General features: G+C 45.3%; 29 protein-coding genes and 1 pseudogene. 19 read left to right on the top strand and 11 right to left on the bottom strand.

Annotated elements, in window-relative coordinates; genetic code table 11:
* Positions 1-36 precede the first annotated feature (36 nt).
* From tatB to DX060_RS08605, 3 genes and pseudogenes are all read right to left on the bottom strand, one after another.
* A pseudogene (gene tatB / locus DX060_RS12415) lies at positions 37-196 on the bottom strand (Sec-independent protein translocase protein TatB); the annotation flags it as partial.
* A 27-nt stretch (positions 197-223) separates the two neighbouring features.
* The gene (locus DX060_RS08610) at positions 224-433 is read right to left on the bottom strand and encodes a hypothetical protein (protein ID WP_115012066.1); all 210 of its coding nucleotides are present in this window, start codon (positions 431-433) and stop codon (positions 224-226) included.
* A gap of 1 nt (position 434) precedes the next feature.
* A complete protein-coding gene (locus tag DX060_RS08605; protein ID WP_115012065.1) occupies positions 435-1118 on the bottom strand; it encodes a F0F1 ATP synthase subunit A in 684 nt (227 codons plus the stop codon).
* Between the two features lie 241 nt (positions 1119-1359).
* Here DX060_RS08605 and DX060_RS08600 point away from each other — a divergent pair, with 241 nt between their 5' ends.
* From DX060_RS08600 to DX060_RS08565, 8 genes are all read left to right on the top strand, one after another.
* Entirely contained in the window at positions 1360-3255 is a 1896-nt protein-coding gene (locus DX060_RS08600; protein ID WP_115012064.1) for a DUF1561 family protein, read from the top strand.
* A 275-nt stretch (positions 3256-3530) separates the two neighbouring features.
* Positions 3531-4166, top strand: coding sequence for a superoxide dismutase (locus DX060_RS08595; RefSeq protein ID WP_115012063.1), 636 nt, complete (start codon positions 3531-3533; stop codon positions 4164-4166).
* Positions 4167-4330: 164 nt separating this feature from the next.
* The gene (gene rho, locus DX060_RS08590) at positions 4331-5632 is read left to right on the top strand and encodes a transcription termination factor Rho (RefSeq protein WP_115012062.1); all 1302 of its coding nucleotides are present in this window, start codon (positions 4331-4333) and stop codon (positions 5630-5632) included.
* Positions 5619-6440, top strand: coding sequence for a glutamate racemase (murI, locus tag DX060_RS08585; protein WP_115012061.1), 822 nt, complete (start codon positions 5619-5621; stop codon positions 6438-6440). Before rho ends, murI begins: the two co-directional genes overlap by 14 nt.
* Entirely contained in the window at positions 6430-6876 is a 447-nt protein-coding gene (gene nikR / locus DX060_RS08580; protein ID WP_408938846.1) for a nickel-responsive transcriptional regulator NikR, read from the top strand. The genes murI and nikR overlap by 11 nt, the downstream gene beginning before the upstream one ends.
* Before the next feature lies 1 nt (position 6877).
* The gene (locus tag DX060_RS08575) at positions 6878-8467 is read left to right on the top strand and encodes a nicotinate-nicotinamide nucleotide adenylyltransferase (protein WP_147278816.1); all 1590 of its coding nucleotides are present in this window, start codon (positions 6878-6880) and stop codon (positions 8465-8467) included.
* 19 nt (positions 8468-8486) lie between these two features.
* Complete coding sequence (gene rsfS, locus DX060_RS08570; protein ID WP_115012058.1) at positions 8487-8819, top strand: ribosome silencing factor; 333 nt, start codon at positions 8487-8489, stop codon at positions 8817-8819.
* A gap of 3 nt (positions 8820-8822) precedes the next feature.
* Positions 8823-9611, top strand: a complete 789-nt coding sequence (locus tag DX060_RS08565; protein ID WP_115012057.1) for a histidinol-phosphatase — start codon at positions 8823-8825, stop codon at positions 9609-9611.
* 118 nt (positions 9612-9729) lie between these two features.
* Here DX060_RS08565 and dcd read toward each other — a convergent pair whose 3' ends face one another.
* The gene (gene dcd / locus DX060_RS08560) at positions 9730-10296 is read right to left on the bottom strand and encodes a dCTP deaminase (RefSeq protein ID WP_115012056.1); all 567 of its coding nucleotides are present in this window, start codon (positions 10294-10296) and stop codon (positions 9730-9732) included.
* 134 nt (positions 10297-10430) lie between these two features.
* On the opposite strand from dcd, the gene accB reads away from it, so the two are divergent.
* Genes accB through pseC form a run of 4 tightly spaced genes read left to right on the top strand, consistent with a single transcriptional unit; the run spans position 10431 to position 14202 of the window.
* Positions 10431-10907: an acetyl-CoA carboxylase biotin carboxyl carrier protein gene (gene accB / locus DX060_RS08555; RefSeq protein ID WP_115012055.1), complete on the top strand. Its 477-nt coding sequence runs from the start codon at positions 10431-10433 to the stop codon at positions 10905-10907.
* Entirely contained in the window at positions 10908-12266 is a 1359-nt protein-coding gene (locus DX060_RS08550; protein WP_115012054.1) for an acetyl-CoA carboxylase biotin carboxylase subunit, read from the top strand. It begins immediately after the preceding gene.
* Between the two features lie 44 nt (positions 12267-12310).
* On the top strand, positions 12311-13033 hold the full coding sequence (locus tag DX060_RS08545) for a hypothetical protein (RefSeq protein WP_115012053.1): 723 nt from the start codon (positions 12311-12313) through the stop codon (positions 13031-13033).
* Positions 13033-14202, top strand: a complete 1170-nt coding sequence (pseC, locus tag DX060_RS08540) for a UDP-4-amino-4,6-dideoxy-N-acetyl-beta-L-altrosamine transaminase (RefSeq protein ID WP_115012052.1) — start codon at positions 13033-13035, stop codon at positions 14200-14202. Before DX060_RS08545 ends, pseC begins: the two co-directional genes overlap by 1 nt.
* Before the next feature lie 12 nt (positions 14203-14214).
* On the opposite strand, the gene DX060_RS08535 is transcribed toward pseC, so the two are convergent.
* Positions 14215-14706: a hypothetical protein gene (locus DX060_RS08535; protein WP_115012051.1), complete on the bottom strand. Its 492-nt coding sequence runs from the start codon at positions 14704-14706 to the stop codon at positions 14215-14217.
* A gap of 69 nt (positions 14707-14775) precedes the next feature.
* On the opposite strand from DX060_RS08535, the gene DX060_RS08530 reads away from it, so the two are divergent.
* Positions 14776-15165 carry a hypothetical protein gene (locus tag DX060_RS08530; RefSeq protein ID WP_115012050.1) on the top strand — a complete coding sequence of 130 codons (390 nt, stop codon included), beginning with the start codon at positions 14776-14778 and terminating at the stop codon, positions 15163-15165.
* Positions 15166-15209: 44 nt separating this feature from the next.
* On the opposite strand, the gene DX060_RS08525 is transcribed toward DX060_RS08530, so the two are convergent.
* From DX060_RS08525 to DX060_RS08505, 5 genes are read right to left on the bottom strand one after another with little or no spacing between them, the layout of a single operon-like run.
* Positions 15210-16013, bottom strand: a complete 804-nt coding sequence (locus DX060_RS08525) for a pyridoxine 5'-phosphate synthase (RefSeq protein ID WP_115012049.1) — start codon at positions 16011-16013, stop codon at positions 15210-15212.
* The gene (locus tag DX060_RS08520; RefSeq protein WP_115012048.1) at positions 16010-16549 is read right to left on the bottom strand and encodes a thioredoxin domain-containing protein; all 540 of its coding nucleotides are present in this window, start codon (positions 16547-16549) and stop codon (positions 16010-16012) included. The genes DX060_RS08525 and DX060_RS08520 overlap by 4 nt, the downstream gene beginning before the upstream one ends.
* 8 nt (positions 16550-16557) lie before the next feature.
* Positions 16558-17112: an SCO family protein gene (locus DX060_RS08515; protein WP_181814259.1), complete on the bottom strand. Its 555-nt coding sequence runs from the start codon at positions 17110-17112 to the stop codon at positions 16558-16560.
* A 25-nt stretch (positions 17113-17137) separates the two neighbouring features.
* Positions 17138-17701: a hypothetical protein gene (locus DX060_RS08510; protein ID WP_115012046.1), complete on the bottom strand. Its 564-nt coding sequence runs from the start codon at positions 17699-17701 to the stop codon at positions 17138-17140.
* A 3-nt stretch (positions 17702-17704) separates the two neighbouring features.
* Positions 17705-18193: a copper chaperone PCu(A)C gene (locus tag DX060_RS08505; RefSeq protein ID WP_115012045.1), complete on the bottom strand. Its 489-nt coding sequence runs from the start codon at positions 18191-18193 to the stop codon at positions 17705-17707.
* Positions 18194-18370: 177 nt separating this feature from the next.
* Between DX060_RS08505 and DX060_RS08500 the strand changes: the two genes are divergently transcribed.
* The 4 genes from DX060_RS08500 to DX060_RS08485 are packed head-to-tail and all read left to right on the top strand — an operon-like array spanning position 18371 to position 20792.
* The gene (locus DX060_RS08500) at positions 18371-18883 is read left to right on the top strand and encodes a hypothetical protein (RefSeq protein WP_115012044.1); all 513 of its coding nucleotides are present in this window, start codon (positions 18371-18373) and stop codon (positions 18881-18883) included.
* The gene (locus DX060_RS08495; protein ID WP_181814258.1) at positions 18880-19356 is read left to right on the top strand and encodes a penicillin-binding protein activator LpoB; all 477 of its coding nucleotides are present in this window, start codon (positions 18880-18882) and stop codon (positions 19354-19356) included. Before DX060_RS08500 ends, DX060_RS08495 begins: the two co-directional genes overlap by 4 nt.
* A gap of 9 nt (positions 19357-19365) precedes the next feature.
* A complete protein-coding gene (locus DX060_RS08490; protein ID WP_115012042.1) occupies positions 19366-19911 on the top strand; it encodes an LPP20 family lipoprotein in 546 nt (181 codons plus the stop codon).
* Positions 19912-19919: 8 nt separating this feature from the next.
* On the top strand, positions 19920-20792 hold the full coding sequence (locus DX060_RS08485) for a hypothetical protein (protein ID WP_115012041.1): 873 nt from the start codon (positions 19920-19922) through the stop codon (positions 20790-20792).
* 35 nt (positions 20793-20827) lie between these two features.
* On the opposite strand, the gene DX060_RS08480 is transcribed toward DX060_RS08485, so the two are convergent.
* The gene (locus DX060_RS08480) at positions 20828-21034 is read right to left on the bottom strand and encodes a hypothetical protein (protein WP_115012040.1); all 207 of its coding nucleotides are present in this window, start codon (positions 21032-21034) and stop codon (positions 20828-20830) included.
* Here DX060_RS08480 and DX060_RS08475 point away from each other — a divergent pair.
* A complete protein-coding gene (locus DX060_RS08475) occupies positions 21018-21236 on the top strand; it encodes a type II toxin-antitoxin system HicB family antitoxin (RefSeq protein ID WP_115011687.1) in 219 nt (72 codons plus the stop codon). The genes DX060_RS08480 and DX060_RS08475 overlap by 17 nt on opposite strands.
* A complete protein-coding gene (locus tag DX060_RS08470) occupies positions 21229-21432 on the top strand; it encodes a type II toxin-antitoxin system HicA family toxin (protein ID WP_115012039.1) in 204 nt (67 codons plus the stop codon). Before DX060_RS08475 ends, DX060_RS08470 begins: the two co-directional genes overlap by 8 nt.
* Positions 21433-21772 lie beyond the last annotated feature (340 nt).

Genomic DNA, 21772 nt, shown 5'->3' with positions numbered 1-21772 from the left:
AGCTTGATGCTTCTTGCTGCAAGGTGGAGAGATGTAGCTCGCTATCGATTGTTTGCTTGGCATCGTGGATAGTTTTTTTGACCACTTTGAAGAATTTCACCATATCGATGATGGCTTGCGGGAGCTTATCTGGACCTAGGAAGATTATCGCCACGATGGCAATCACCACTATCTCAAAAAATCCCATACCAAACATACGCAAACCTTAATGCCACTCTAAAATCTATATAGATTTTTTTAGCAGGATACTCAAAGACTTCGCCACAAGAGAAAAAAACACAAACACACAGCCCACAAGCAGCCCAGCTAGTGCGCTTAAAAACATCAAGCCTGTCAAAGCATACACGAGATAAAACACAAGCACCGCCCCGCCAATCCCCACGCCGACAAAAAGCCCGCTAAAAAAGTCAAGGATCGTAGGGAGCTTGGGCAATTTAGTGTCCTTCTTCTTCGACTAGCACCGCACCAGCAAGATACACATAAGTAAGGATCATAAAGACAAATGCTTGCAGCAACGCCATAAATGCCAAAATCGCAAAAGGCACAACAGGCACAAGCCAAGGCACAAGCATAAGCATAACGAGCAAGAACATATCATCGCCCTTGATATTTCCAAACAAACGGAAAGAAAGCGAGATAATGCGAGAGAGATGAGAGATGATCTCAATGGGGAACATAAGCGGAGCTAGCCACTTCACAGGACCCATAAAATGCGCGAAATAGTGGATCACGCCTTGTGTGCGGATACCCTCAAAATGGTAGTAGAAAAACACCACTAGTGCTAGCACAAGGGTAAAATCCCACGCAGCCGTAGGGGCTTCAAAGCCCGGAATCATACCGATGATGTTACAGAAAAACACATAGAATCCAATCGTCCCAGCAAGCGGGAAGTATTTGCGTGCTTTTTCTTCACCGATGACATCTTTTGCCATATAGAGCATACCGCTAATGGTCGCTTCATAGAGATTTTGCAAGCCACCAGGGATCACGCGCATATTGCGAGTGGCAAGCTTTGCCATAAATACGCACACAATCGCGCATAAAATCGTATAAAACGCTGTGATGAAGTGGTGGTCAGAATTGATCATCCCCGCAAATGTAAAGAGCCTATCTTCCATAGCAAAGTCCTTTTTTGTTTGTGTGAAGTTGGGCTAGATTGTGCCGAAATTTTTCTCAAGAGTTTATTAAAATTTATAATTTTCTAGTATATGCCCAAATATAGTATAGATATAGATTTATGGTAGTGGCTAGGTGTGGCTGCTACTTCTATGCGTGTTAGAGCGTGAAATACACTCTTAGGCATTGTTTTTCATCACGCAACAAGCTATATTGCAAAGTTTATATCTACAAGGAGTTTGTATGCAAACATTCATTAAGCACATCATAGTCCCTACACTACTACTATCATTGTCATTTTGCTTAAATTTTGCTAGCCCTGCCAAGCAGCAGCTCGCCCACACGCCCAAAGACACAAAAATCCAAATCACCACCCACGATAATCAAACCTACTGCTATACGCCAAGCTTTGGCAAGGCGGAGGGGTATATCTATCTAGATCATTGCTCAAGGGCAAAGCCTGCACGCTATGATGTTTTCCACCGAGTGGCGTGGAATGTCAATAATATCTGGCTTTGTATGACTGCGCCAGAGAGTGTGATTAAAAGCAAAAAAGGGAGTGGCAATCTCCTGCTTCGCCCTTGCGTGCTAAATGACAAAAATCAGCAATGGCTCATTAAAGATGGTGCTTTCTATACAATGGATTTGGCATTTAGGGTGCAAGATTATCAATGGTATGTCCATATCAATGCAAAGCAAAAAGCCTATAACCACACGCTAAAAGATATGCAACAATGGATTGATACGATCGCCGCGCCACCGACACTTAGTATAAAAACTTTTATCGGGTGGAGCTTCATCTCACCTACGCAATTTTTACTCTACTATTTACAAAACAATCAAAGCTTCCAAGATAGCCTAGTAGAGCTTATCTACAATCCAGAAAACGGACATATCGCGCAATATAACCCAAACACAGGTGGGCTTGCCTGTATGGCTTCAAGACAGGGTAAGCACCAAGATTGGAATTGGATAGTGTGGGCATCTTGCAATGACAAGGTGTTTGCAAAAAAGGAGAGTATTTACTGGGAGTTTTTCCGCCTATCTGGCTCGCAAGGTGCGCTGCGCGATAGAGATGGCAATTTCTTGCGCCTTACGCAGTATGGTCCAAATTGGGGTGTGCCTTACACGGCAAAGCCTAGCTTCATCGAGCGAGATCACACCAATGCGCCAAAATCGTTGTTTCTCTTCAATGCTGATATAGAGCGGTGGAGTCGCTATGTCGATAGCAATTTAGGCGATATGCTCTCCTTTTGCCCAGCTCCCGGGGCTAAACATCTTGCGCAAACACAGCATAAAAGAGCTACTCGATCTCTGCCGCCAAGCTTTAGGCTCAATGAAGAGTGGATAAAGAGATTTTACCAAATAGGAGCTACAAGCGATGGGCGTGTGGAGAGGATTGGAGTGTGTGGTGTCTGCTTGCTACAAAGCTTCCAAATCATCGCAGAGCTAGAGAGCTTTCACAGCACGCACGCTCTATCAAGCGGGGGATATTTCTTTGACACTGCGCCACACACAAGCCCCTTTACTTCATTTCGCGCGCGCTACCCAGCTCTTGCTGCGCGTTTAGGCGAGCTTGTGGTAACCCGACCTGCTTTAGAAGATAGAGAGAGCTACCACCTAAGCATAATGCGCAATTTTGAAGCAATGGCACAAACAATGCTACCGGGCTTTGTGTGGAGGGCTTCTACTCTTAATGAGGCGCCTGAAGCAAGGGAGCAAATGCTACAAACAATGCTTAATGCCCCCTTAGGCTCACTATGGATTGTAAGCACCTATACGCGCGATGCAGGCGGCAATCGCTATGGACACGCCTTGCCTGCGCTAAGGATGGAAGATGGATTGATGTTTATCCCCACAAATTTACCTAATATGACTTTCACCCAATATGTAAGCTATATCCGTCAAAACTCTATCGCACGCAATGTCCAAGAAGCCATTAGAGTGCTAACGCCAAGAGGTAGAGTGCTTGAAGCTGTGGCACATTTGCAGATCACCCAGCCTGACCCAAACCCGCTAAATATCTCTATCTCAAACAGCAACTGCACAGGAGAAGGGGATAATAGGCACGGCAGTGCTGCTGTGCCACTTAGCTCAAGTGTCAATCAATGCTCTAGTGGGCGATGCGTGCTACAATGAAGCTTTAATATTAAGTAGAAAGATTAACGATCTAGGATTGTGGAGATCACTCAAACAACAACCCATTGTCAAGCGGATTTGCAGTCTGCTTGTAATAACTAAAAGCGCGTATTATTAGAATCCACTTTTACTAGCCTAATGCTAGCTTGCACAATACCAAAGAGACAAGGCAAGCTGCGTGGGTGCTAGATTCTAGTAGAATCTAGGTTAAGGTAGTTGTGTTATAATCCCTAGTGCGAGCGATCGCTACACAACAACTATAACAAGGAGATACGATGTTTGAATTACGCAAATTACCTTATGAAAAAGATGCATTTGGAGACTTCCTAAGCCCACTAACTTTTGACTTCCACTATGGCAAGCATCATCAAACTTATGTCAATAACCTTAACAACCTAACCAAAGGCACAGAGTTTGAAAATGCCGAGCTTTATGACATTATCAAAAAGTCTAGTGGCGGTGTGTTTAACAACGCAGCCCAAGTGTATAACCACGACTTCTATTGGGACTGCATCGCGCCAAAGTCAAGCGAGATGAGCGCGGAGCTAAAAGCCGCGATAGAAAAGGAGTTTGGCAGTGTGGAAGGCTTTAAAGAAAAGTTTCTCCAATCTGCTACTACACTCTTTGGCTCTGGCTGGTGCTGGCTGGTGCTTGACCCAAAATCTAGCAAGCTAGAAATTGTCCAAACAAGCAATGCCGCCACGCCTATCACTGATGATAAAGTGCCTTTGCTTGTGAGCGATGTGTGGGAGCACGCCTACTATATCGATCACAAAAACGCGCGTCCTGCATATTTAGAGAAGTTTTTTAGCCATATCAATTGGGCGTTTGTCTCTAGTGCGTTTGAATGGGCACAGAAAGAAGCCACAGAATCTATCCGCTTTTATATCAATGGCTTGCATAAAAAATAGCCCCTAGGCATTGGGCTACGCCCAATGCGCTTGGTCTTGATTTTTTCGTGATTTTCGCTACAATCTCACTCTACTTTTTATTTATCTCCAAATAGATTTTAGAATTTGTGTCTCCGTGCTTATCTCGCGCCTACACACTCAATCTCTATGTTTAAGGACTTTTAATGGCAGAGCATTCCAATAAACGACAGCAGCATATCCCCGTAGAAGCCTACAAGCTAGAAGAGCTAAGTATCAAGCCAATAGCTGAGCTTATCGCCATCGCCCAAAGCCTCTCAATCGACAACCCCCAAGAATTTAAGCGACAGGATTTGATGTTTGAAATCCTAAAGACCCAAGTCTCCCAAGGTGGCTACATACTCTTTACTGGGATTTTAGAGATTACCCAAGATGGCTACGGCTTTTTACGCGCTATTGATGAGACATTTACTGATAGTAAAAACAACACCTATGTAAGCCAGACGCAAATCTATCGCTTTGCCTTGCGTAATGGCGATATTGTAACAGGGCAGGTGCGCTTGCCAAGAGAGCAGGAGCGTTACTACGCGCTGCTAAAGATTGAAGCGGTGAATTATATGTCTTTAGAAGAGATGAGAAACCGCCCTCTTTTTGATAATCTCACCCCACTTTTCCCCACCCAGCAGCTCCGTTTAGAATACCAGCCCACAAAGGTTACAGGCAGGATGCTTGATCTCTTTAGCCCCATTGGCAAGGGGCAGAGAGCCTTGATCGTAGCTCCTCCTCGCACGGGTAAAACAGAGCTTATGAAAGAGCTAGCGCACGGCATTAGTGCTAATCACCCAGAAGTAGAGCTTATGGTGCTGCTAGTTGATGAGCGACCAGAAGAGGTTACTGATATGCAGCGCAGCGTGAAAGGCAGCGTATATAGCTCGACTTTTGATTTGCCATCAAGCAGCCATATCCGTGTAGCAGAGCTTGTGCTAGAGCGGGCAAAAAGAGAGGTAGAAAATGGCAAAGATGTGGTGATTTTGCTTGATTCTATCACGCGGCTTGCTCGCGCGTATAATGCCGTAACGCCAGCTAGCGGCAAGGTGCTAAGTGGGGGTGTGGATGCAAACGCACTGCATAAGCCTAAGCGATTTTTCGGCGCAGCGAGAAATATCGAGCAAGGCGGCAGCCTTACTATCATCGCCACAGCACTCATTGACACAGGCTCGAGAATGGATGAGGTGATCTTTGAAGAGTTTAAAGGCACAGGAAATGCCGAGATAGTCTTAGCGCGCAATATCGCAGACCGCAGAATCTACCCAGCCTTTGATATTCTAAAATCTGGCACGCGCAAAGATGACTTGCTACTTGGCAGAGACAAGCTCACAAAAGTGTGGATGCTGCGCAATGTAATGCAGCAAATGGACGATATAGAAGCCCTATCTTTCATCTATGCCAAAATGCAGCAAACAAAAGATAATGAAGAGTTTTTAAACAAAATGAATGAAAAAGAGTAGGCACGCTGTGGGATCGCTTAAACGAGTGGGGATATTTGATAGTGGGGTGGGGGGGCTTAGTGTCGCAAAGAGTGTCCTAGAATCCACTTTGTTTGAGAGTGCGGTGTATTTTGGCGATACGGCGCGCGTGCCTTATGGTGTCAAAGATGAGAAGACCATTGTAACCTTTGCCCTAGAGTGCTTGGAGTTTTTCCGTGCGCAAAAGGTAGATATGCTGCTTGTGGCGTGCAATACCGTGAGTGCCTATGCCTTGGAGGCTATGCGATCTTGCGCGAGCTTTCCCATTATCGGTGTGATAGAGCCAGGCGTGCAAGCTAGGATTAACGCCAATCCAGCCCTAGATTCTAGCACGCTAATCCTAGGCACACAAGCGACCATCACTTCTGCACGCTATCAAACGCTACTGCAAAAAGCCGGATTCTCGCGTCTTTGCGCGGTAGCCACGGGGCTGTTTGTCCCAATCGTAGAGGAGGGCAGCTACCGCACGCCAAGTGGTGCGGCTATCTTGCAAGCCTGCTTAGATCATTACTTGCGCCCATTTTTACAAGCAAGCGAGCTAGGTGGCAAAGCCCCTGATACGATTATCCTAGGCTGCACGCATTTCCCCCTTATCGCTAAGGAAATCAGCGCGTATTTTCATCATCAAAGCACGCTTATCCACTCTGGCGATGCGATCGTGGAGTATTTGGTGGAGCATTTTTCGCTTACACCAAATGCGTATGAAAAAACGGCAATAGAGTTTTTCGCTTCAAGCGATGTGGGCGGGCTAAAGCAGCGCGCACAAAAGTGGCTATATCATAAGGAGTAGTATGAGCAATCATAAAGTCGTGCGATTTTCTATCTCTTTAGAGCCAAGCTTGCTAGAGGCTATGGATACGCGATTTATCAAGCAGGGCTATACCTCGCGATCTGAGCTTGTGCGTGATCTTGTGCGCCAGAAGCTCGCCCAAGAGCAATGGCAAGATGACACAAGCACCCAAACCGCAGTGCTAGTCATCGTCTATGACCACCACCAAAGAGAGCTAAACCAAAAAATCATTGATTTAGGACATAATGCCAGCCACAATGGGCTAGAGATCCTTTGCACCACGCATATTCATATCGATACACATAACTGCCTTGAGACGATTATCTTGCGTGGAATGGGCAGGCAGATACAGCAATTTTCTCTTGATATGGCGGGGCTTAGGGGGGTGAAGTTTAGTAAGCTCACGCGCGCTAGCACTTTTGATACAGAGCAGTAGAGTGGATTCTAGGGTGAGGGATTCGGTCTTGGGTGGTAGGGATTCGGCTTTGCGCGATAAATCGGGGATTTCTTCGCCGCGCTTCGTCGATAGACACTCGAGTCTTATCTCCTTGCGCGGCTCGAAAACAAGCGAAGCGGTGCAAGGCGAAGCCGAAGCAGGTTTCTTTAGTAAAACCCCCGATTTCTCATCGCAAAACAAGCGAAGCGCAGTTTCTTTAGAAATCCTAGAATCCCAAAGTGGCTTTGTAGGGGATTCGGTCTTGGGTAGGCAATTTGACAAGATTGAAAATTTTACTAAAGAAACATCGCCTACGGCGAGCGGTGTCCCTTGTTTTGTGAAAGGCACGGACAGAAAGTCCGCTAACCTTCCCCAAAGTTTGCAAAGCTCCCACAGCCCCACCGCAATTCCTAGAATCCTTGAAGATAATCGGGGCGGTTTTGAAAAATCGGCTTCATTGTCATTGCGAGCCGACTTGTCGGCGTGGCAATCCACACAAGCAAAGACACAACCCCTAGAATCCACTTTTGATAAAAACGCCGAAATTCTAAAAGTGGATTCTAGGAATAACGCCAAAAATGTAAAAACACCGCAAAACAAACAGGCTGAAAGTGTGTTTGATAATCGCGCCGCAGAATCTACAATGTATCGCAAAAAGCCAACGCCTAAAAGAGAAAAAGCCGCCAGCCAAAAAACACACCCTATGGTGGTGCTTTTTGGCGGCAGCTTCGACCCGCCACATTTGGGGCATTTAGAGATTATTAAAAAACTAGATTCTAGCTATAAGCGCGTGATTATAATCCCTGCTTTTTGCAATCCTTTCAAGCATAAGCCAACAGCACCGATACATACGCGCATAGCGTGGCTAAGAGAGCTTTGCGCAGGGTTGAAACGCGTGGAGATAAGCGACTTTGAGGCGCGAGCTAATCGCGTGGTATATGCCATTGAGTATGTGCGGCATTATGCTGGTAAATATGGGGGGATTGGGCTGGCATTAGGCAGCGATGCGCTAGAGTCTTTGCCTAGCTGGAGAGAGGCTAGTGAGATCGTGCGGCTTGCTAGGATTGTGCCGATTGTGCGGGATTTGGCTTGTAGGCTAGAATCCCAAAGCGGTTTTACAGAACAAGCTGAAACTAAAAAAGTGGATTCTAGTGATGAAGCTTTTTTATCGTCATTGCGAGCCGACTTGTCGGCGCGGCAATCCACACAAACAAGGACACACGCCCTAGAATCCACTTTTGACAACAACGCACAAAAAATACAAACATTACAAAAAGTGGATTCTAGTGATGCTCCCATTTTTGCTACCGCAAACACTATGGATCGCCACGCCGCTGCTACCACAGCGACTTACAATGACAGAAAAAACAGCCCTTGTAAAAAAGTGGATTCTAGTGATAAAAATACCGATACGCCAAAAGTGGATTCTAGCCTTTGGCGATTTGATACTCCCTTGTGCTTGAAGGGCTTCCCCATCTCTTCCACGCAAATCCGCGCCGCCCTAGCGTGCGGAGATTTCACGCAAGTAGCGCACTGGATCCCGCCAAGCATCGCCTCTAGCGTGCAGAAAATATACTACAATACCCACTAAATTTGCTAAAAGGAGCAAGATGAATCAAGCATTAGCTAAACGCACGCAAGCCATAGCGGCAGCCCTTGATGAGAAAAAAGCCCAAGATATTGAGATCTTTGATGTAGAAGAGAGTGAGTATATCACCGATAGTGTGGTGATTGCTACGGCACTAGCTGGCAAGCATTCTTATGCTTTGCTTGATCACTTAAAAACTGCGTGTAAAGATGAGAAGTTTTACCACACAGATGAGGAGAGTGAAGACTGGATTATCGCGGATTTGGGGGAGATTATGGTGCATATTTTCACAGACAATACGCGCAAACGATTTAATCTTGAAGAGTTCTTGCGCGATCACTTTGTGCGTGGGTAGGCTATGCGCGTAGATTTGCATAATCACACGCCGCGCTGCAAGCACGCAAGCGGCAGCCCGAGTGAGTTTATCAAGCGAGCAAAGGAGCTTGGGGTTGGCGTGTATGGATTCTCCTGCCACGCGCCGATGAAGTTTGATGAAGCCTATCGTATGGGGGCAAATGAGCTAGAATCCTATTTTGCAGAGATTGGGGAGATAGCCCAAGCGGAGCAAGGCGCGATTGAAGTGCTATGCGGGCTTGAAGTGGATTTTATCAAAGGGAGGGAATATCTGCTAGAAAAAAGCGTGCTAGAAGCGAGAGTGGATTATCTCATAGGCTCGGTGCATTTTTTAGATACTTGGGGCTTTGATAATCCAGCCTTTATAGCAGAGTATGCCAAGCGCGATATGGTGCAATGCTGGCAAGAGTATTTGAAGGCGATAAAGGCTATGGCTGATAGCGGGCTGTTTCACATCGTGGGGCATTTGGACTTGCTAAAGGTCTTTGGATACACAATGCCAGAGTGCGTGAGTGATGAGCTAGAATCTGCCCTAGAATCTATCGCTAAAGCACAAATGAGTATAGAGATAAATAGCGCAGGACTGCGCAAGACAATCGCCCAAGCTTATCCTAGTAGGGAGATTTTATCGCGTGCTTTTGCGTATGGGATACCTATCACCTTTTCTTCTGATGCCCATAGCTTGGAGCAGGTAGGGGCTGGCTATGAGCAGTGCTTAGAGCTGGCTAGATCGGTGGGCTATACAGAGTGTATGATCTATCGCAAAAGGCGTGCCATAGCGTGTGCGCTGTGAAGTTGGTGCGAGGATCGCGCGTGGGAATGGTGTGGGATAAGGTGGATTCTAGCTTGTGCTAGGAGCAGGGCTAGCAAGCACGGAGCTTTTTATATAATATTACCAATGCAAGGGGCTATTAGCGCAAGATTCTAGGCAGTGTGATGTCTCTTTGCCCTTGATATTTGCCATTTTTGTCTTTGTAGCTTACTTCGCAAGGCTCATCGCCTTGGAGAAATAGCACTTGAGCTATGCCCTCATTGGCATAAATTTTGGCAGGTAGGGGCGTGGTGTTGCTGATCTCAATGGTAATATGCCCTTCAAACTCTGGCTCAAATGGCGTTACATTGACGATAATCCCACATCTTGCATAAGTGCTTTTGCCTAGGCAGATCGCCAGCACATCGCGGGGCATTTTGAAATACTCAATCGTATGTGCTAGGGCAAAAGAGTTAGGCGGGACTATGCAGAAGCCGTCTTTAGCGGTTTTGGTGATGACATTGTTTTCATCAAAATTTTTGGGATCTACGACCATAGAATCCACATTGCTAAAAATCATAAACTTATCGCTCACGCGAATATCATACCCATAGCTTGAAAGCCCATAAGATATGACATTTTTGCCGATTTGCTTCTCGCAAAATGGATCGATCATTTTATGCTCTAGGCTCATTTGCCGTATCCACGCATCTGATTTGAGTCCCATATTTCTTCCTTGCCTTAAATTTTAGTTGTGAGAATGTCTTGCAGTGCCATCAATATAAAACGCAATTTTTAAGCAATTTTGGGCTTAAAAGTGTGCTATTATACAAAATTTACTTCATTTTTAAAGGATTTTTGATGAATTTGGCTGAAATCAAGAAGCTTATTGAAATTTTCAATAGTAGCTCGCAAATTGCAAGGCTTAGTCTAAAGCAAGAAAATTTTGAACTAAAGCTTGATAAAAATGCAGTGTCAGCTCCTGTTGCTCTAGAGACGCAAGCAATTATGCCTGCCCCACAAGCTAGCGTGCCTAAAGTAGTAGAATCCACTTCTGCCCCTATGCCAGCAGAATCTAGCGCGAGTGCTAGCAAGGGTGGGGATTTTATCACTTCTCCTATGGTTGGGACATTTTATCATCGCCCAAGCCCTGATGCAGACCCCTATGTCAAAGTCGGCGATGTCATCAAAAAGGGGCAGACAATAGGGATCATTGAAGCGATGAAAATTATGAATGAAATTGAAGCGGAATTTGACTGCAAGATTCTAGCGATAGAAACAGGCGATGGGCAGCCGGTTGAGTTTGGTAGCCATCTTATCAAAGTGGAAAAAGTATAGATGAAAAAGGTAGCTACAAAAAAGCTTGAGCGCATTTTGATCGCAAACCGCGGTGAAATCGCGCTTCGAGCTATACGGACGATACAGGAGATGGGCAAGCAGGCAATCGCTATTTATTCAGTGGCGGATAAAGATACGCATTATCTTGATGTAGCCGATGCGAAAATTTGCGTAGGTGGGGCAAAAAGTGCGGAGAGCTATCTCAATATCCCAGCGATTATGAGCACTGCGGCTCTTGTAGATGCTGATGCGATATTCCCGGGGTATGGCTTTTTGAGTGAGAATCAGCACTTTGTCGAGATCTGCACGCATCACGGGATAGAGTTTATTGGACCAAGTAGTGATGTAATGGTAATGATGAGCGATAAATCTAAGGCAAAAGATGTGATGAAAGATGCAGGCGTGCCGGTGATTGAAGGTAGCGATGGTGCGCTAAAAGATGCCAATCACGCCCAAGAAGTCGCCAAGCAAATCGGCTATCCTGTGATCTTAAAAGCTGCGGCAGGTGGGGGCGGCAGGGGTATGCGGATCGTAGAGAGTGAATCACTGCTAAAAAATCTCTACCTAGCCGCAGAGTCTGAAGCTCTAAGTGCGTTTGGCGATGGCACAATCTATATGGAAAAATTCATCAACAAGCCAAAACATATCGAAGTGCAGATTTTAGCTGACAAACACGGCAATGTCGTGCATATCGGTGAGCGCGATTGCTCTGCCCAACGCCGCCAGCAAAAGCTCATCGAAGAAACGCCAGCTGTAGTGCTAAGTGATGATGTGCGCCAAAGGCTGCTTGAGACGGCGGTAAAAGCCGCTAAACACATCGGCTATGTGGGGGCGGGGACATTTGAGTTTCTGCTAGATTCTAACAACAAAGACTTTTTCTTTATGGAGATGAATACGCGCTTGCAGGTAGAACACACGGTGAGTGAAATGGTGAGCGGGCTTGATTTGGTGGAGTGGATGATCCGCATAGCAGAGGGTGAGCAGCTTCCAAAGCAAGAAGAGATCCAATGCAAAGGGCATAGCATAGAGTGTAGGATCACGGCTGAAGATCCTGTGAAGTTCTACCCAAGTGCTGGGAAGATCACGCAGTGGATAGCACCCGGTGGGGCAAATGTGCGGCTTGATAGCCACGCATATAGCGGCTATGTCGTGCCGATGTTTTATGACTCAATGATTGGCAAGCTGATTGTCTGGGGTGAGGATCGCAACAAGGCGATTGCTAGAATGCGCCGCGCGCTCAAAGAATTTAGTATTGAAGGGATTAAAACTACCATACCTTTCCATTTAAAAATGATGAGTAATGCCGATTTCTTAAAATCTGCTATCCACACAAAATATCTCGAGCAAGATATGGAGTAGTAGCAGACTTTGCAATAGAAGAAAAGTGCGCATAGGAGAGAAGTGTGAAAGTAGCAAACACAAATGCAGTAGCCACAAGTCTCATAAAAGATAGCGACACCCAAAGAAGCAAGCAGGCAAAGGCTAGCACAAAGCAGGGCGAGCAGTCTGGGACACTAGAATCCACAAAAGAGATCCCTAATAGCTCTAAGCTCGGCAAGGAGTCTGCAAAAAATCTAGCCACAACGATCAAGAATGCCAACACCACCATAGGCTCACTTGAAGTAATGATACGATCTATCCACTCCTTACAAACGCAAAACAAAGCCTACCAAAAGCTTGCCCTAAAGATCCAAGACCTGCAAGGTAGCACTGAAACACAAAGCAAAGCTGTGCAAGATCTCACAAACAAAGCAGATGGGCTAAAAGAGCAAATGCAAAAGACTTTTGATACAGCGATGTTTGGCGATGAAAATGTCTTTACAAAAAGTTATGCTGACATACCAGAGAGCAATCTCAATGCCAAAAAGCTCTCGCCAAATACGCTAGATGTCAAGCAGCTAGAGAATCTTAAGCGATATGCTAAGGATTTAAGCGAGCAAAGATCCTATGCCAAGCAGGCAAAAAGGCTTGTCCAAAGTGCGCTTGATGAGCGATTAGACTCTGTGCAAAAGACAGATTCTAGCTATGCAAAACTAGATTCTAGCAAGCTTAATGCCCAAGAATTTAAAGCCGCCCAAGGCAGCAGTGGTGTAACGCTTGATAGGGTTTTGCACCTACTACGATAATGCAAACTATCCCTTATAGCACACAACTCATCGATGATGATGATATTGCCCGCGTGGCACAGGCTTTGCGCTCACCTTTGCTCACGCAAGGGCAAGCAGTAGAGGCATTTGAGCAGGCTCTTGCAGATTTCCTAGGCGTGCGCTATGTGGTGAGTTTTAACTCCGCTACTTCTGCGCTCTATGCGGCTTATCGCGCCTGCTTTAGTCAAAACGCCCTTGTCATCACCACGCCCATAAGCTTTGTAGCTACGGCAAATATGCTGCTTGCTTGTGGCTGTGAGCCGATATTTGCTGATATTGGGGCAGATGGCAATATCACGCCAGAATCCATTATGTGCACTATTGAAAAAGTGGATTCTAGCGATAGAGATAGGCTGCAAGGGATTGTGAGCGTGGATTTTGCTGGCAATAGTGTTAAAGTCGATAGCCTGCAAGCTATCGCCAAAGAGCATAATCTCCGCTTCATAGCCGATAGCTCGCACGCCTTTGGCGGTAGTGTCAATGGACGCAAGATTGGGGGCTTTGCTGATGTGAGTATCTTTAGCTTCCACGCCATTAAGCCTATCACCACTGCTGAAGGCGGCGCGATTAGCACCAATGACAAAACAATCTATGAGCAAGCAAAGCTGACACGATCACACGGCTTGGTGAAAAAGCGGCTTTGGGATACAGAAGTGGCGCAAGTAGGCTTTAACTTCCGCCTAAACGAGCTGCAAGCCACTCTTGGGCTATCGCAGCTGGGCAAGATTGAGCAGTTTTTGGCGCGTAGAGAAGAGATAGCTAGAATCTATGATAAGGCATTCGCGGATAATCCCTACTTCACGCCCACACACCCAATAATCCCTAGCAATCACACAAGCACAAATCATCTCTATCCCATCTTGCTTGATAAAGATCTTTACTGCGCTAAAGAAGAGATTTTTGCTCAAGCCTTAGCACGCGGGCTAGGCGTGCAGGTGCATTATAAGCCGATATTTCTCTATGAGCTCTATGCTAATGCAAAAGGGCTGCACAAAGATAGCAGCGGGCGTGATAGCAGGACAAACGCGCTTGATTGGTATTATGCGGAGCTGTCTTTGCCTTGTCATCAAGCAATGAGCGATGAGCAAGTGCAATACTGCATAGACACAATACTTGATCTATGCGCCAAAGCACGCAAGAGCTGCTAATTGCCACTAGGGCTAATTTTCACCCCAATGTTTCTCAAAACTTCGCCGAATGTGATGCACACGCAGGATAATAACACTGCCTAGACATAGTAGCACGCCTATGATATAGCCTAGGATATGAAAGGCTTCTAGGTCAATTAAGATCACCACAGCAAGCCCAGCAATGATATAAGATAGCAAGCGATAGAGACCAAATGATAGCTGAACCCCTAGCATAAATTTTGACACAGGCGCATTTGTGCTTGATGGCTTATCGCTTTGGTTTTGATCGGGTGTAGGGCTTGTGGATTGCACCAGAGTAGAATCTGGAGTAGAATCCGGATTTGTATATGCTCGCAGCTCTCTTGCTAGTCGCTTTTGTAGAGCATAATAAGAGCTTATGATGATAAGTAAAGTGGAGAAATACGCCACTTCAAAGCTTATGCCTGCTCGCATATTGAGCAATGCAGACAACCCCAACGCCATACAAATATTTATCACTATTGCTACCACATATCCAAGCATTTTGGTCCTTTTCAAGCTTTTTTTACACACTTCATTATACAATAACAAACCTCCACACAAAGGATAATAATGCTCCGCAAGATAGCCTTAGTCGCGATATTGTGTAATACACTTAGCGCACTAGAATCCAATATTATAGAGATTATGCAGTATTTACAGAGAGACTCTGATCTTATCCAAAAGGGATTTTTCTTAAACAAATTTGACATAGTCAAAGAGGGGATTAGCAAGCATAAAGAGGATTTTAGCGCGTTGCAGAAATTCAATATCGAAGTGTTTTTAGATGAAAAAACGCTCAATTACTCACCCATTATTACATCATTTTTAAATAACATCATCGAAAATCGCGTGGCACTAGAAAAATTCTTGCGCGATAATGACAAAGTGCGTGCTTATGAAGCATTCCAAGAGCTAAATCACAATTGTATGAAATGCCACGCATTGCTTAGGGGCTGGTAGGCTTGATAAGCACAAGCGCATAAAGAATCAAATATCTTTAAAGCCTAGAGACACGCCTTAGCTCTTGCTATGGCTTGCTGCATATCTTTGATAGCTTGATAGAGTCCTACCATAACAGCACGCGCGATAATGCTATGCCCGATATTTAGCTCGCTAATATATGGGAGAGCAAGCACAGGTGCGATATTTTCATAATTTAGCCCGTGTCCAGCAAACACTTCTAGCCCCAAAGAGTGCGCGAGTGTGGCGGCGGACTCTAAGGCTTGCAGGGTTTGGGCTATTTGCAAAGCTAGCTGGCGTGTTTGTGGGCTTTGCGTGGTGTTATGGCTATGTGGCAAGCAGGAGTGCAAAAGATCATAGCAGTGGGCATACGCGCCTGTGTGTAGCTCTATGCCTTCAACTTCTAGCTCCTTGGCTAGGTGGATTGCTTCTCTATCTGGCTCGATGAAGACTGCCACAGGGATATTGTGGTGCTTAAAGCGTGCTATTGTCTCAGCAAGCGTGCTAGAGCGCATATTTAGTCCGCCTTCGGTGGTGATTTCTTCGCGCTTCTCTGGGACAAGGGTGATTTTATGCGGGCGCAAAGCACACAGGATCTCCACGACTCCGCCCTTGCCTAAATCGCTCGCACACTCGACATTCACAGGCAGCGGAGAGCTTGTGATGATACGCGCGACATCATCTTCGTGGATATGGCGGCGATCTTCACGCAAATGCAAGGTGATCTGCTGCACACCGGCATTTTTGGCGATGAAAACCGCTTCAAGTGGGTCTGGCTGGTGGATACGCCTAGCCTGTCTAAGTGTGGCGATATGATCGATGTTTAATCCTAAATCCGGTAGCTTCATAATGCTCCTTTGCTAGCACGAGATTGCGTAAGATGAGATGCGATCCATTGCTGCTTGGATTCTTGAGTTTGCAGGGTGCTTGGGAGTGTAGGTAGAAGTGTGAATAATAATGCTAGGTCATTTACTCCAAGCACACCGATATGTGTAAATACCACTGAATGCGCCGTGTCAAAAAACACCATCGTAGGTGTGGCATAAATATGCAAAACCTTGCGCAGCGATTTTATATCAATAGGCGTGTTAAAGGGCGCGGTGATGGGGGATTTCGCATAGAGATCGATAGGATAGATCGCATAGGAGCTAGCTAGATTCTCTAGGCTTTTGTGTGAGAGATTGTCTTGCAGGATTTTACACGGCTGGCAAGTAGCGGAGTAAAAGAGCAGGGCTATGGGCTTAGAGTCTTTTGTGTCAAAATCTAAGCGTGTAGATTCTAGCGCACTAAGGCTAGTTAAGCTAGTAGAATCCACTTTTTCACCTTTGTGATCATCGCAGCTAGCTAAGAAGCATAGCACAAGCACAATCCCAAGCCAGCGCATTTTATGCCTTAATGATTAGCAAAAAAGCTTAGCAAATCATCTTTGAGCGTGGCAAGGTTGCTTACTTCTTGTGTCAAGAAGCCTTGCTTGTCAAAGAGATAGAGTGAAGAGCTATGAGCGATACTATATCCAAGCTTAGAATCTTTAAGGGGGATTATCTCATATTTGACTCCATAGCGTTTGGTAACTTCTTGCAAAGTTTGCTCATCAAAGCGCAAGCCATAGGCATTGGGGTAAAAATGCTTGACATAAGAATCTAGGGCTTTTAGACTATCGCGCTTAGGATCAAGCGTGATAAAGAGCACCACCACATCGCTAAGGTCTGTTTCATCTTGTAGATCTTGCAAGCTTTCTTGCAGAAGCCCCAAAGTCGCTGGGCAGACATCTGGGCAAGACATATAGCCAAAATACACGATTTTGTATTTGCCCAAGAATGTATCCATAGAGACTTCGCCATTTGTGGTTTGGGCTTTGAAGTGATAGGAGTGGTATTTCTGCACACTCCACACGCCAAGCCCCACGACAAATACCACCACAGCAACGATACCAATGGCTCTTGACATAGCTTTACCTTTTGTGTGTTTGTGGCTATTCTTTGCGCTTGGCATCAAAATCCACCGCTTCTGTTGCGCCATCTTGGGTGCTTAGATACATACGATATTGCATTACTTCCTGTGTGCAGCTAGCCATAATCGCACGCCCTTCATACAATAGATCATCGACTTTATTAAAGCGCACGATAGTTTCACCCATATCCATATTTAGCCCGATGATTTTACCGGTAAGATTTGATAGCTCTGCGCCTTCTACGCGAAATACGACAGATTCTAGGGAGATAATATTGCGCGGTATGGCTTCTATGGAGACCTTGATATGCTCTTGCTGCTCGCCAGAATCTTGCATAAATATCACTTGACATTTGCCATCATTAAGCATACATAGACGCGACTCTTTATCTTGCTCTTTGGGTGTGTTGTCTTCTTGCTTGTCTTGAGTGGATTCTTTGTTTATCGTGGCTTTAGGCTCAGGGCTAGATTGCAAGAGATATAAAGAGCCTTTACCCCAGATGAGATAAATGACAAGTGCGCATAGGCATAGCACGATGATTGTGATAATGCCCTTTTTGGTTAGGTGCTTATCTCTATAAGCCATTGGCTAATGCCCGCCTTTGTGTGCTTGACGCGCTTGGATTGGGACTTGTAGATCTAGTGTCGTGCCATCATCAAAGGTAAGCTTTAAAGCGATTGTTTTGCCTGCTTCAAGGGGTTTTGGAAGATTGATTAGCATAATGTGCAGCCCACCTGGGGCAAGCTCTACGCTCTGCTTGGCAGGGATTGTAATAGAATCTACCGGGAGCATTTTTACCACACCTTTTTCTTTGATACTTTGGTGTAGCTCTGCTGTGGCTTTGCTGTTGATGATTGTAGCTTTTTGCAGTGCTATGGGCTGCTCGCTTGTGTTGCTTAATGTGCCAAAGGCTGCGCTAATATTTGAGCCATCAATTGTGGCAAATGCGTAGAAATCCTTGGCTTCAATGGCATTATTTTGAGCGTTGTCTTGCTTAGCTGCGCCACTGCAGTGCAAAGCCCCGAGCCATAGCGTTAGGGCGAGAAAAATTGGTGAGAGTTTTGCCTGTCTTTTCATACACACTCCTAAATATGAATAGCTGGCTATGGTATAACAAAGCCTATTAAAAATCAAGCAAGCCACTTTAGTCAAAATCCTTGCCATTTAAGCAAATCTTCAAAAAAAAAAAAACGACAATATTGCAATTCAAGTCCCTTAAAGAAATAGGCTTGAAAAGAAAATGAAAGGATAGAAATGAAGACAAAAGTTGCATTACAAGGTGCTTTAGGCGTTGGTCTTAGTGTGTGTGCGGCACTGCTGCTAAGTGCGTGCGGAGGTAAGGTCAATATGGCGGAGTTTAATGAAGCGTTTTACCAAGGAGATAAGGAAAATGCGCTCAAAATCGCCAAAGGTGGCAAGGGTGTGCTATGGGACTATCAAAGTGGCGTGAATGCCTTTTGGCTAGGGGAGAGCAAGGAAGCAGCAAAGCTGCTAAAAAGTGCTGATGAAGGCATAGAAAAAGCGCAAGAAAAGCTCATAAACACAGGCTATAGCCCTTATGTGTATGAGAGCGTGCTGCTAGATTTATACACAGCGTATAACTACGGCAGCCAAGATGACTTTCAAAAGGCACGCCCAGCACTAAACCGCGCACACGATAAGCAAAATCAAGCAAAAGAGACATTTGCCAAAAAGATAGAAAAGCAGCAAAAGCAGGTGGTGGGAAAGAGGTTTCCGTTCTCGATCCTAAAGAAAGGGGTCTTGTGAGTGCTGGGCTAGATAGCAAAGATCTTGAAGTGAGTGCCAAAAAGCTTGTGGATAACTTCCTAGAAACTTATGGCGCAAATGCCGATGGCAGCGAGTTTTTAGAAGTGGGCGATATTATCAATGACACTATGCAAGAATTTGATGTCGAGCGATTGGCGGCTCTTATCACGCGAGATTTGCGAAATGCGAAAAAGTATAAAATTTCACGGACAAGTGCTGGAAGCGGAGGGCGTGTAAATACTCGAATCAATACGCATAAACAACGAGATAATGAAGAGATAAACCAGCTTGATGTCGCTGAAAAGGGCAGCCAACGCCTAGCCAAAATCAGCCTAGGTGGCAAAATCATCGAAAAGGTAACTCGAGTCAATAAAAAAGAGCAGAGAGATTACTTTTTGATCTTTAATCTAACAGACAGGCACACTGGCGAAGAGCTATGGGACGCTGAAGAAAAAATCGTCAAACTACAATAAGGAGCAAAAATGAAAATTAAAAGTATTGTATTAGCAAGTGTTGTAGCGGTTGCTGGATTAGGCATTGTAGGCTGTGCTAGCGGTGGCATTGGCAAAGTCGCGCAAGAGAAGCACGGGCTAAAGGGTGCGCCTGCGTGGGTGCTAGGCAAATCCGGCAGTGTAGGAGACTTTGAAGCAGTAGGGAGCGCGCCTATTGTAGGTGGGGATTTGGACTTCGCTAGGCAAGAAGCTATGGCAGCTGCTAGGCAGAGTATGATTCTAAAGATCTATGCCTATGTCGATAGCAAATATGAGAAAACTATCCAATCCAGCAGTCAGCTAGCAGATAATGCCAAAATGAATCACCAAAGAGTTACAAACTCTCTCAATCAGCTCAAACAAGGCGCGGCAAACAAACTGCCCGGCACTTCACAGAAAGAAGCCTTTGTGAGTGAGAAAGATGAATATTGGGTGCTGCTACAAATGGATAAAAATGCAGAGGAAAAATATCGCAAATATATCGATAGTGCGACAGACTCTATGCTGCAGTCTATCCTAACTGCACCAGCCAACTAGGAATGCATATGAAGTGGCTGCTTATATGCGCGGCGTTTGTGGGGCTTGCATATAGTGCCATAAACCCACTAGGGCAGGATCTACTCATCGGCAAGGGCGTCGGGCTGACAGAAGCAGAAGCCAAGCGCAATGCCCTGCAAGATGTCTCACAGCAGGTGCTAATAAGTGTCAGCTCAAGCTATGAGTCAAGCAAAATACGAAGCGATAGCACGATCACAACAAGTGCCAAGCTAAACACTAATGCCATATCTAAGGATATAGAGCTAGATGTGGAGAAGTTTTTTGAAACAAGGCAAGAGGGCAACGCGTGGAGTGCAGAAGTGAGAATCCGCAAAAGTGATCTCATCAAAAGCTACACACAAAAGCAACGCCAAGCCCTAGAATCTATCTCATATGATGCTACTTGCAGTCTTGATCCAAAGCACCAAAGAGAGCTGCAAAGCGCACTTGATATGGCGATACACTACCGCGATGTGCTAAATGCCTCTGGTGGCAGCAATATAGGCGATGTCAAAATCGCCGAGCTAAATAGGCTGCTCCTAGAGAAGCCAACAGCAGTGATCGAGTATGGTGAGAGCTTTAGTGAAGCAAAAATTTTGCAAAGCAAGCTTAGTAAGGAGTTTAGCAAGTTTTTTAAGGTATTGCCTGCAAATGATGATCGCGCTTCTGTTGTGAAAGCTGATTTGCTCATTGATGGCGATTATGACAATACTCAAGTAGCACTTCAAATAGAGCTGCTAGACTGCCGGGGCAATAGTATCTATACCGGTAGCTTTGATGATAGATATGCTAAAGATCGTGCCGCTGCTATAAGTGAGTTTAGCAAAAGGGCTGATACTAGAGCCTACAAGCTCCTAAGCGCGTGGATCAATGGTAAATGATATAGAGCACGCTAGCCGTGGGATTCAGCTTTTAGCTAAATGCTGGAGCCTGCGGCTTTCTCGCTCGATAGACCACAAGTCTTGTCTCGCTCGCTTGCCACCGCGCCCCACTTTTCATCTAAAGAATCCAAACTTAGCTTTGTCTTATGCCTTATCCCTAAGTTTTTGACTTGGATAATAAAACTTCTGCTAGAATCCGCTTCAGTTTCGCCATAAGGAGTTTGTATGATTCTAAATGCCATTATCCAAAAAGATGAGAATGGTTATTTTGCTTTTGTGCCTGAGCTTAGTGGCTGTGTAACTCAAGCGGATAGCTATGAAGAAGCCATTAGCAATATCAAAGAAGCGGCAGCATTGTATATGGAGAGTTTGCAGCTAGATGAGATTAGACATATACAGGCTAAAGATACAGCCATTATTCCCATAGAACTAGCCAATGCCTGAGCTACCAAAACTTACAGCAAAAGAGGCTGAAAAACTTTTGCTTCAAGAAGGCTTTATTATCGCAAGACAAAAGGGTAGCCACAGAATCTACATAAAAAATTCCCACAGGATAGTCCTACCCCACCACACAGGCAAGACTTTACACCCAAAAATCATTAAAGAGCTTTTTGCCATTATAGAATCTGCTAGAGGGTAGAGTCTGCCACCCCCTTTTTTTTGGCTAAAGCGCAGCGAAGTGCCTACACCACGCCAGCTCTGTCATTGCGAGCGGATTGAAAATCCGCGTGGCAATCCAATCCCAAACATAAATCTATTGTTTTTTTTTTTTTTTTTTTTTTGATTTTGGCTACAATGTGGCTTTTTAAACTTTCACTTAATCTTTTTAAGGAGACATAATGAAAACATCTACTCATAACACTGCCTCATATAAACGGGGGGGGGGGGGGTAAATAATCTCTCTCTCAATGCTGTAAATCCTACAGATTCTCAAAAACTAGCTAAGTCCAAGGCTACACGATTAAGTTTAATATGCTTTC

It is taken from the genome of Helicobacter canis (assembly GCF_900451095.1).
GTDB classification, from domain to species: domain Bacteria; phylum Campylobacterota; class Campylobacteria; order Campylobacterales; family Helicobacteraceae; genus Helicobacter_B; species Helicobacter_B zhangjianzhongii.
The sequence above is the reverse complement of the archived record's forward strand: the minus strand, read 5'-3'. Positions and strand labels throughout refer to the sequence as shown.

Coding starts and splice junctions, on each gene's coding strand:
- DX060_RS08605 (WP_115012065.1), bottom strand. CDS start 1,118: ATGGAAGATAGGCTCTTTACATTTGCGGGGATGATCAATTCTGACCAC.
- DX060_RS08600 (WP_115012064.1), top strand. CDS start 1,360: ATGCAAACATTCATTAAGCACATCATAGTCCCTACACTACTACTATCA.
- DX060_RS08595 (WP_115012063.1), top strand. CDS start 3,531: ATGTTTGAATTACGCAAATTACCTTATGAAAAAGATGCATTTGGAGAC.
- rho (WP_115012062.1), top strand. CDS start 4,331: ATGGCAGAGCATTCCAATAAACGACAGCAGCATATCCCCGTAGAAGCC.
- murI (WP_115012061.1), top strand. CDS start 5,619: ATGAAAAAGAGTAGGCACGCTGTGGGATCGCTTAAACGAGTGGGGATA.
- rsfS (WP_115012058.1), top strand. CDS start 8,487: ATGAATCAAGCATTAGCTAAACGCACGCAAGCCATAGCGGCAGCCCTT.
- DX060_RS08565 (WP_115012057.1), top strand. CDS start 8,823: ATGCGCGTAGATTTGCATAATCACACGCCGCGCTGCAAGCACGCAAGC.
- dcd (WP_115012056.1), bottom strand. CDS start 10,296: ATGGGACTCAAATCAGATGCGTGGATACGGCAAATGAGCCTAGAGCAT.
- accB (WP_115012055.1), top strand. CDS start 10,431: ATGAATTTGGCTGAAATCAAGAAGCTTATTGAAATTTTCAATAGTAGC.
- DX060_RS08550 (WP_115012054.1), top strand. CDS start 10,908: ATGAAAAAGGTAGCTACAAAAAAGCTTGAGCGCATTTTGATCGCAAAC.
- pseC (WP_115012052.1), top strand. CDS start 13,033: ATGCAAACTATCCCTTATAGCACACAACTCATCGATGATGATGATATT.
- DX060_RS08535 (WP_115012051.1), bottom strand. CDS start 14,706: ATGCTTGGATATGTGGTAGCAATAGTGATAAATATTTGTATGGCGTTG.
- DX060_RS08530 (WP_115012050.1), top strand. CDS start 14,776: ATGCTCCGCAAGATAGCCTTAGTCGCGATATTGTGTAATACACTTAGC.
- DX060_RS08525 (WP_115012049.1), bottom strand. CDS start 16,013: ATGAAGCTACCGGATTTAGGATTAAACATCGATCATATCGCCACACTT.
- DX060_RS08520 (WP_115012048.1), bottom strand. CDS start 16,549: ATGCGCTGGCTTGGGATTGTGCTTGTGCTATGCTTCTTAGCTAGCTGC.
- DX060_RS08515 (WP_181814259.1), bottom strand. CDS start 17,112: ATGTCAAGAGCCATTGGTATCGTTGCTGTGGTGGTATTTGTCGTGGGG.
- DX060_RS08510 (WP_115012046.1), bottom strand. CDS start 17,701: ATGGCTTATAGAGATAAGCACCTAACCAAAAAGGGCATTATCACAATC.
- DX060_RS08505 (WP_115012045.1), bottom strand. CDS start 18,193: ATGAAAAGACAGGCAAAACTCTCACCAATTTTTCTCGCCCTAACGCTA.
- DX060_RS08500 (WP_115012044.1), top strand. CDS start 18,371: ATGAAGACAAAAGTTGCATTACAAGGTGCTTTAGGCGTTGGTCTTAGT.
- DX060_RS08490 (WP_115012042.1), top strand. CDS start 19,366: ATGAAAATTAAAAGTATTGTATTAGCAAGTGTTGTAGCGGTTGCTGGA.
- DX060_RS08485 (WP_115012041.1), top strand. CDS start 19,920: ATGAAGTGGCTGCTTATATGCGCGGCGTTTGTGGGGCTTGCATATAGT.
- DX060_RS08475 (WP_115011687.1), top strand. CDS start 21,018: ATGATTCTAAATGCCATTATCCAAAAAGATGAGAATGGTTATTTTGCT.
- DX060_RS08480 (WP_115012040.1), bottom strand. CDS start 21,034: ATGGCATTTAGAATCATACAAACTCCTTATGGCGAAACTGAAGCGGAT.
- DX060_RS08470 (WP_115012039.1), top strand. CDS start 21,229: ATGCCTGAGCTACCAAAACTTACAGCAAAAGAGGCTGAAAAACTTTTG.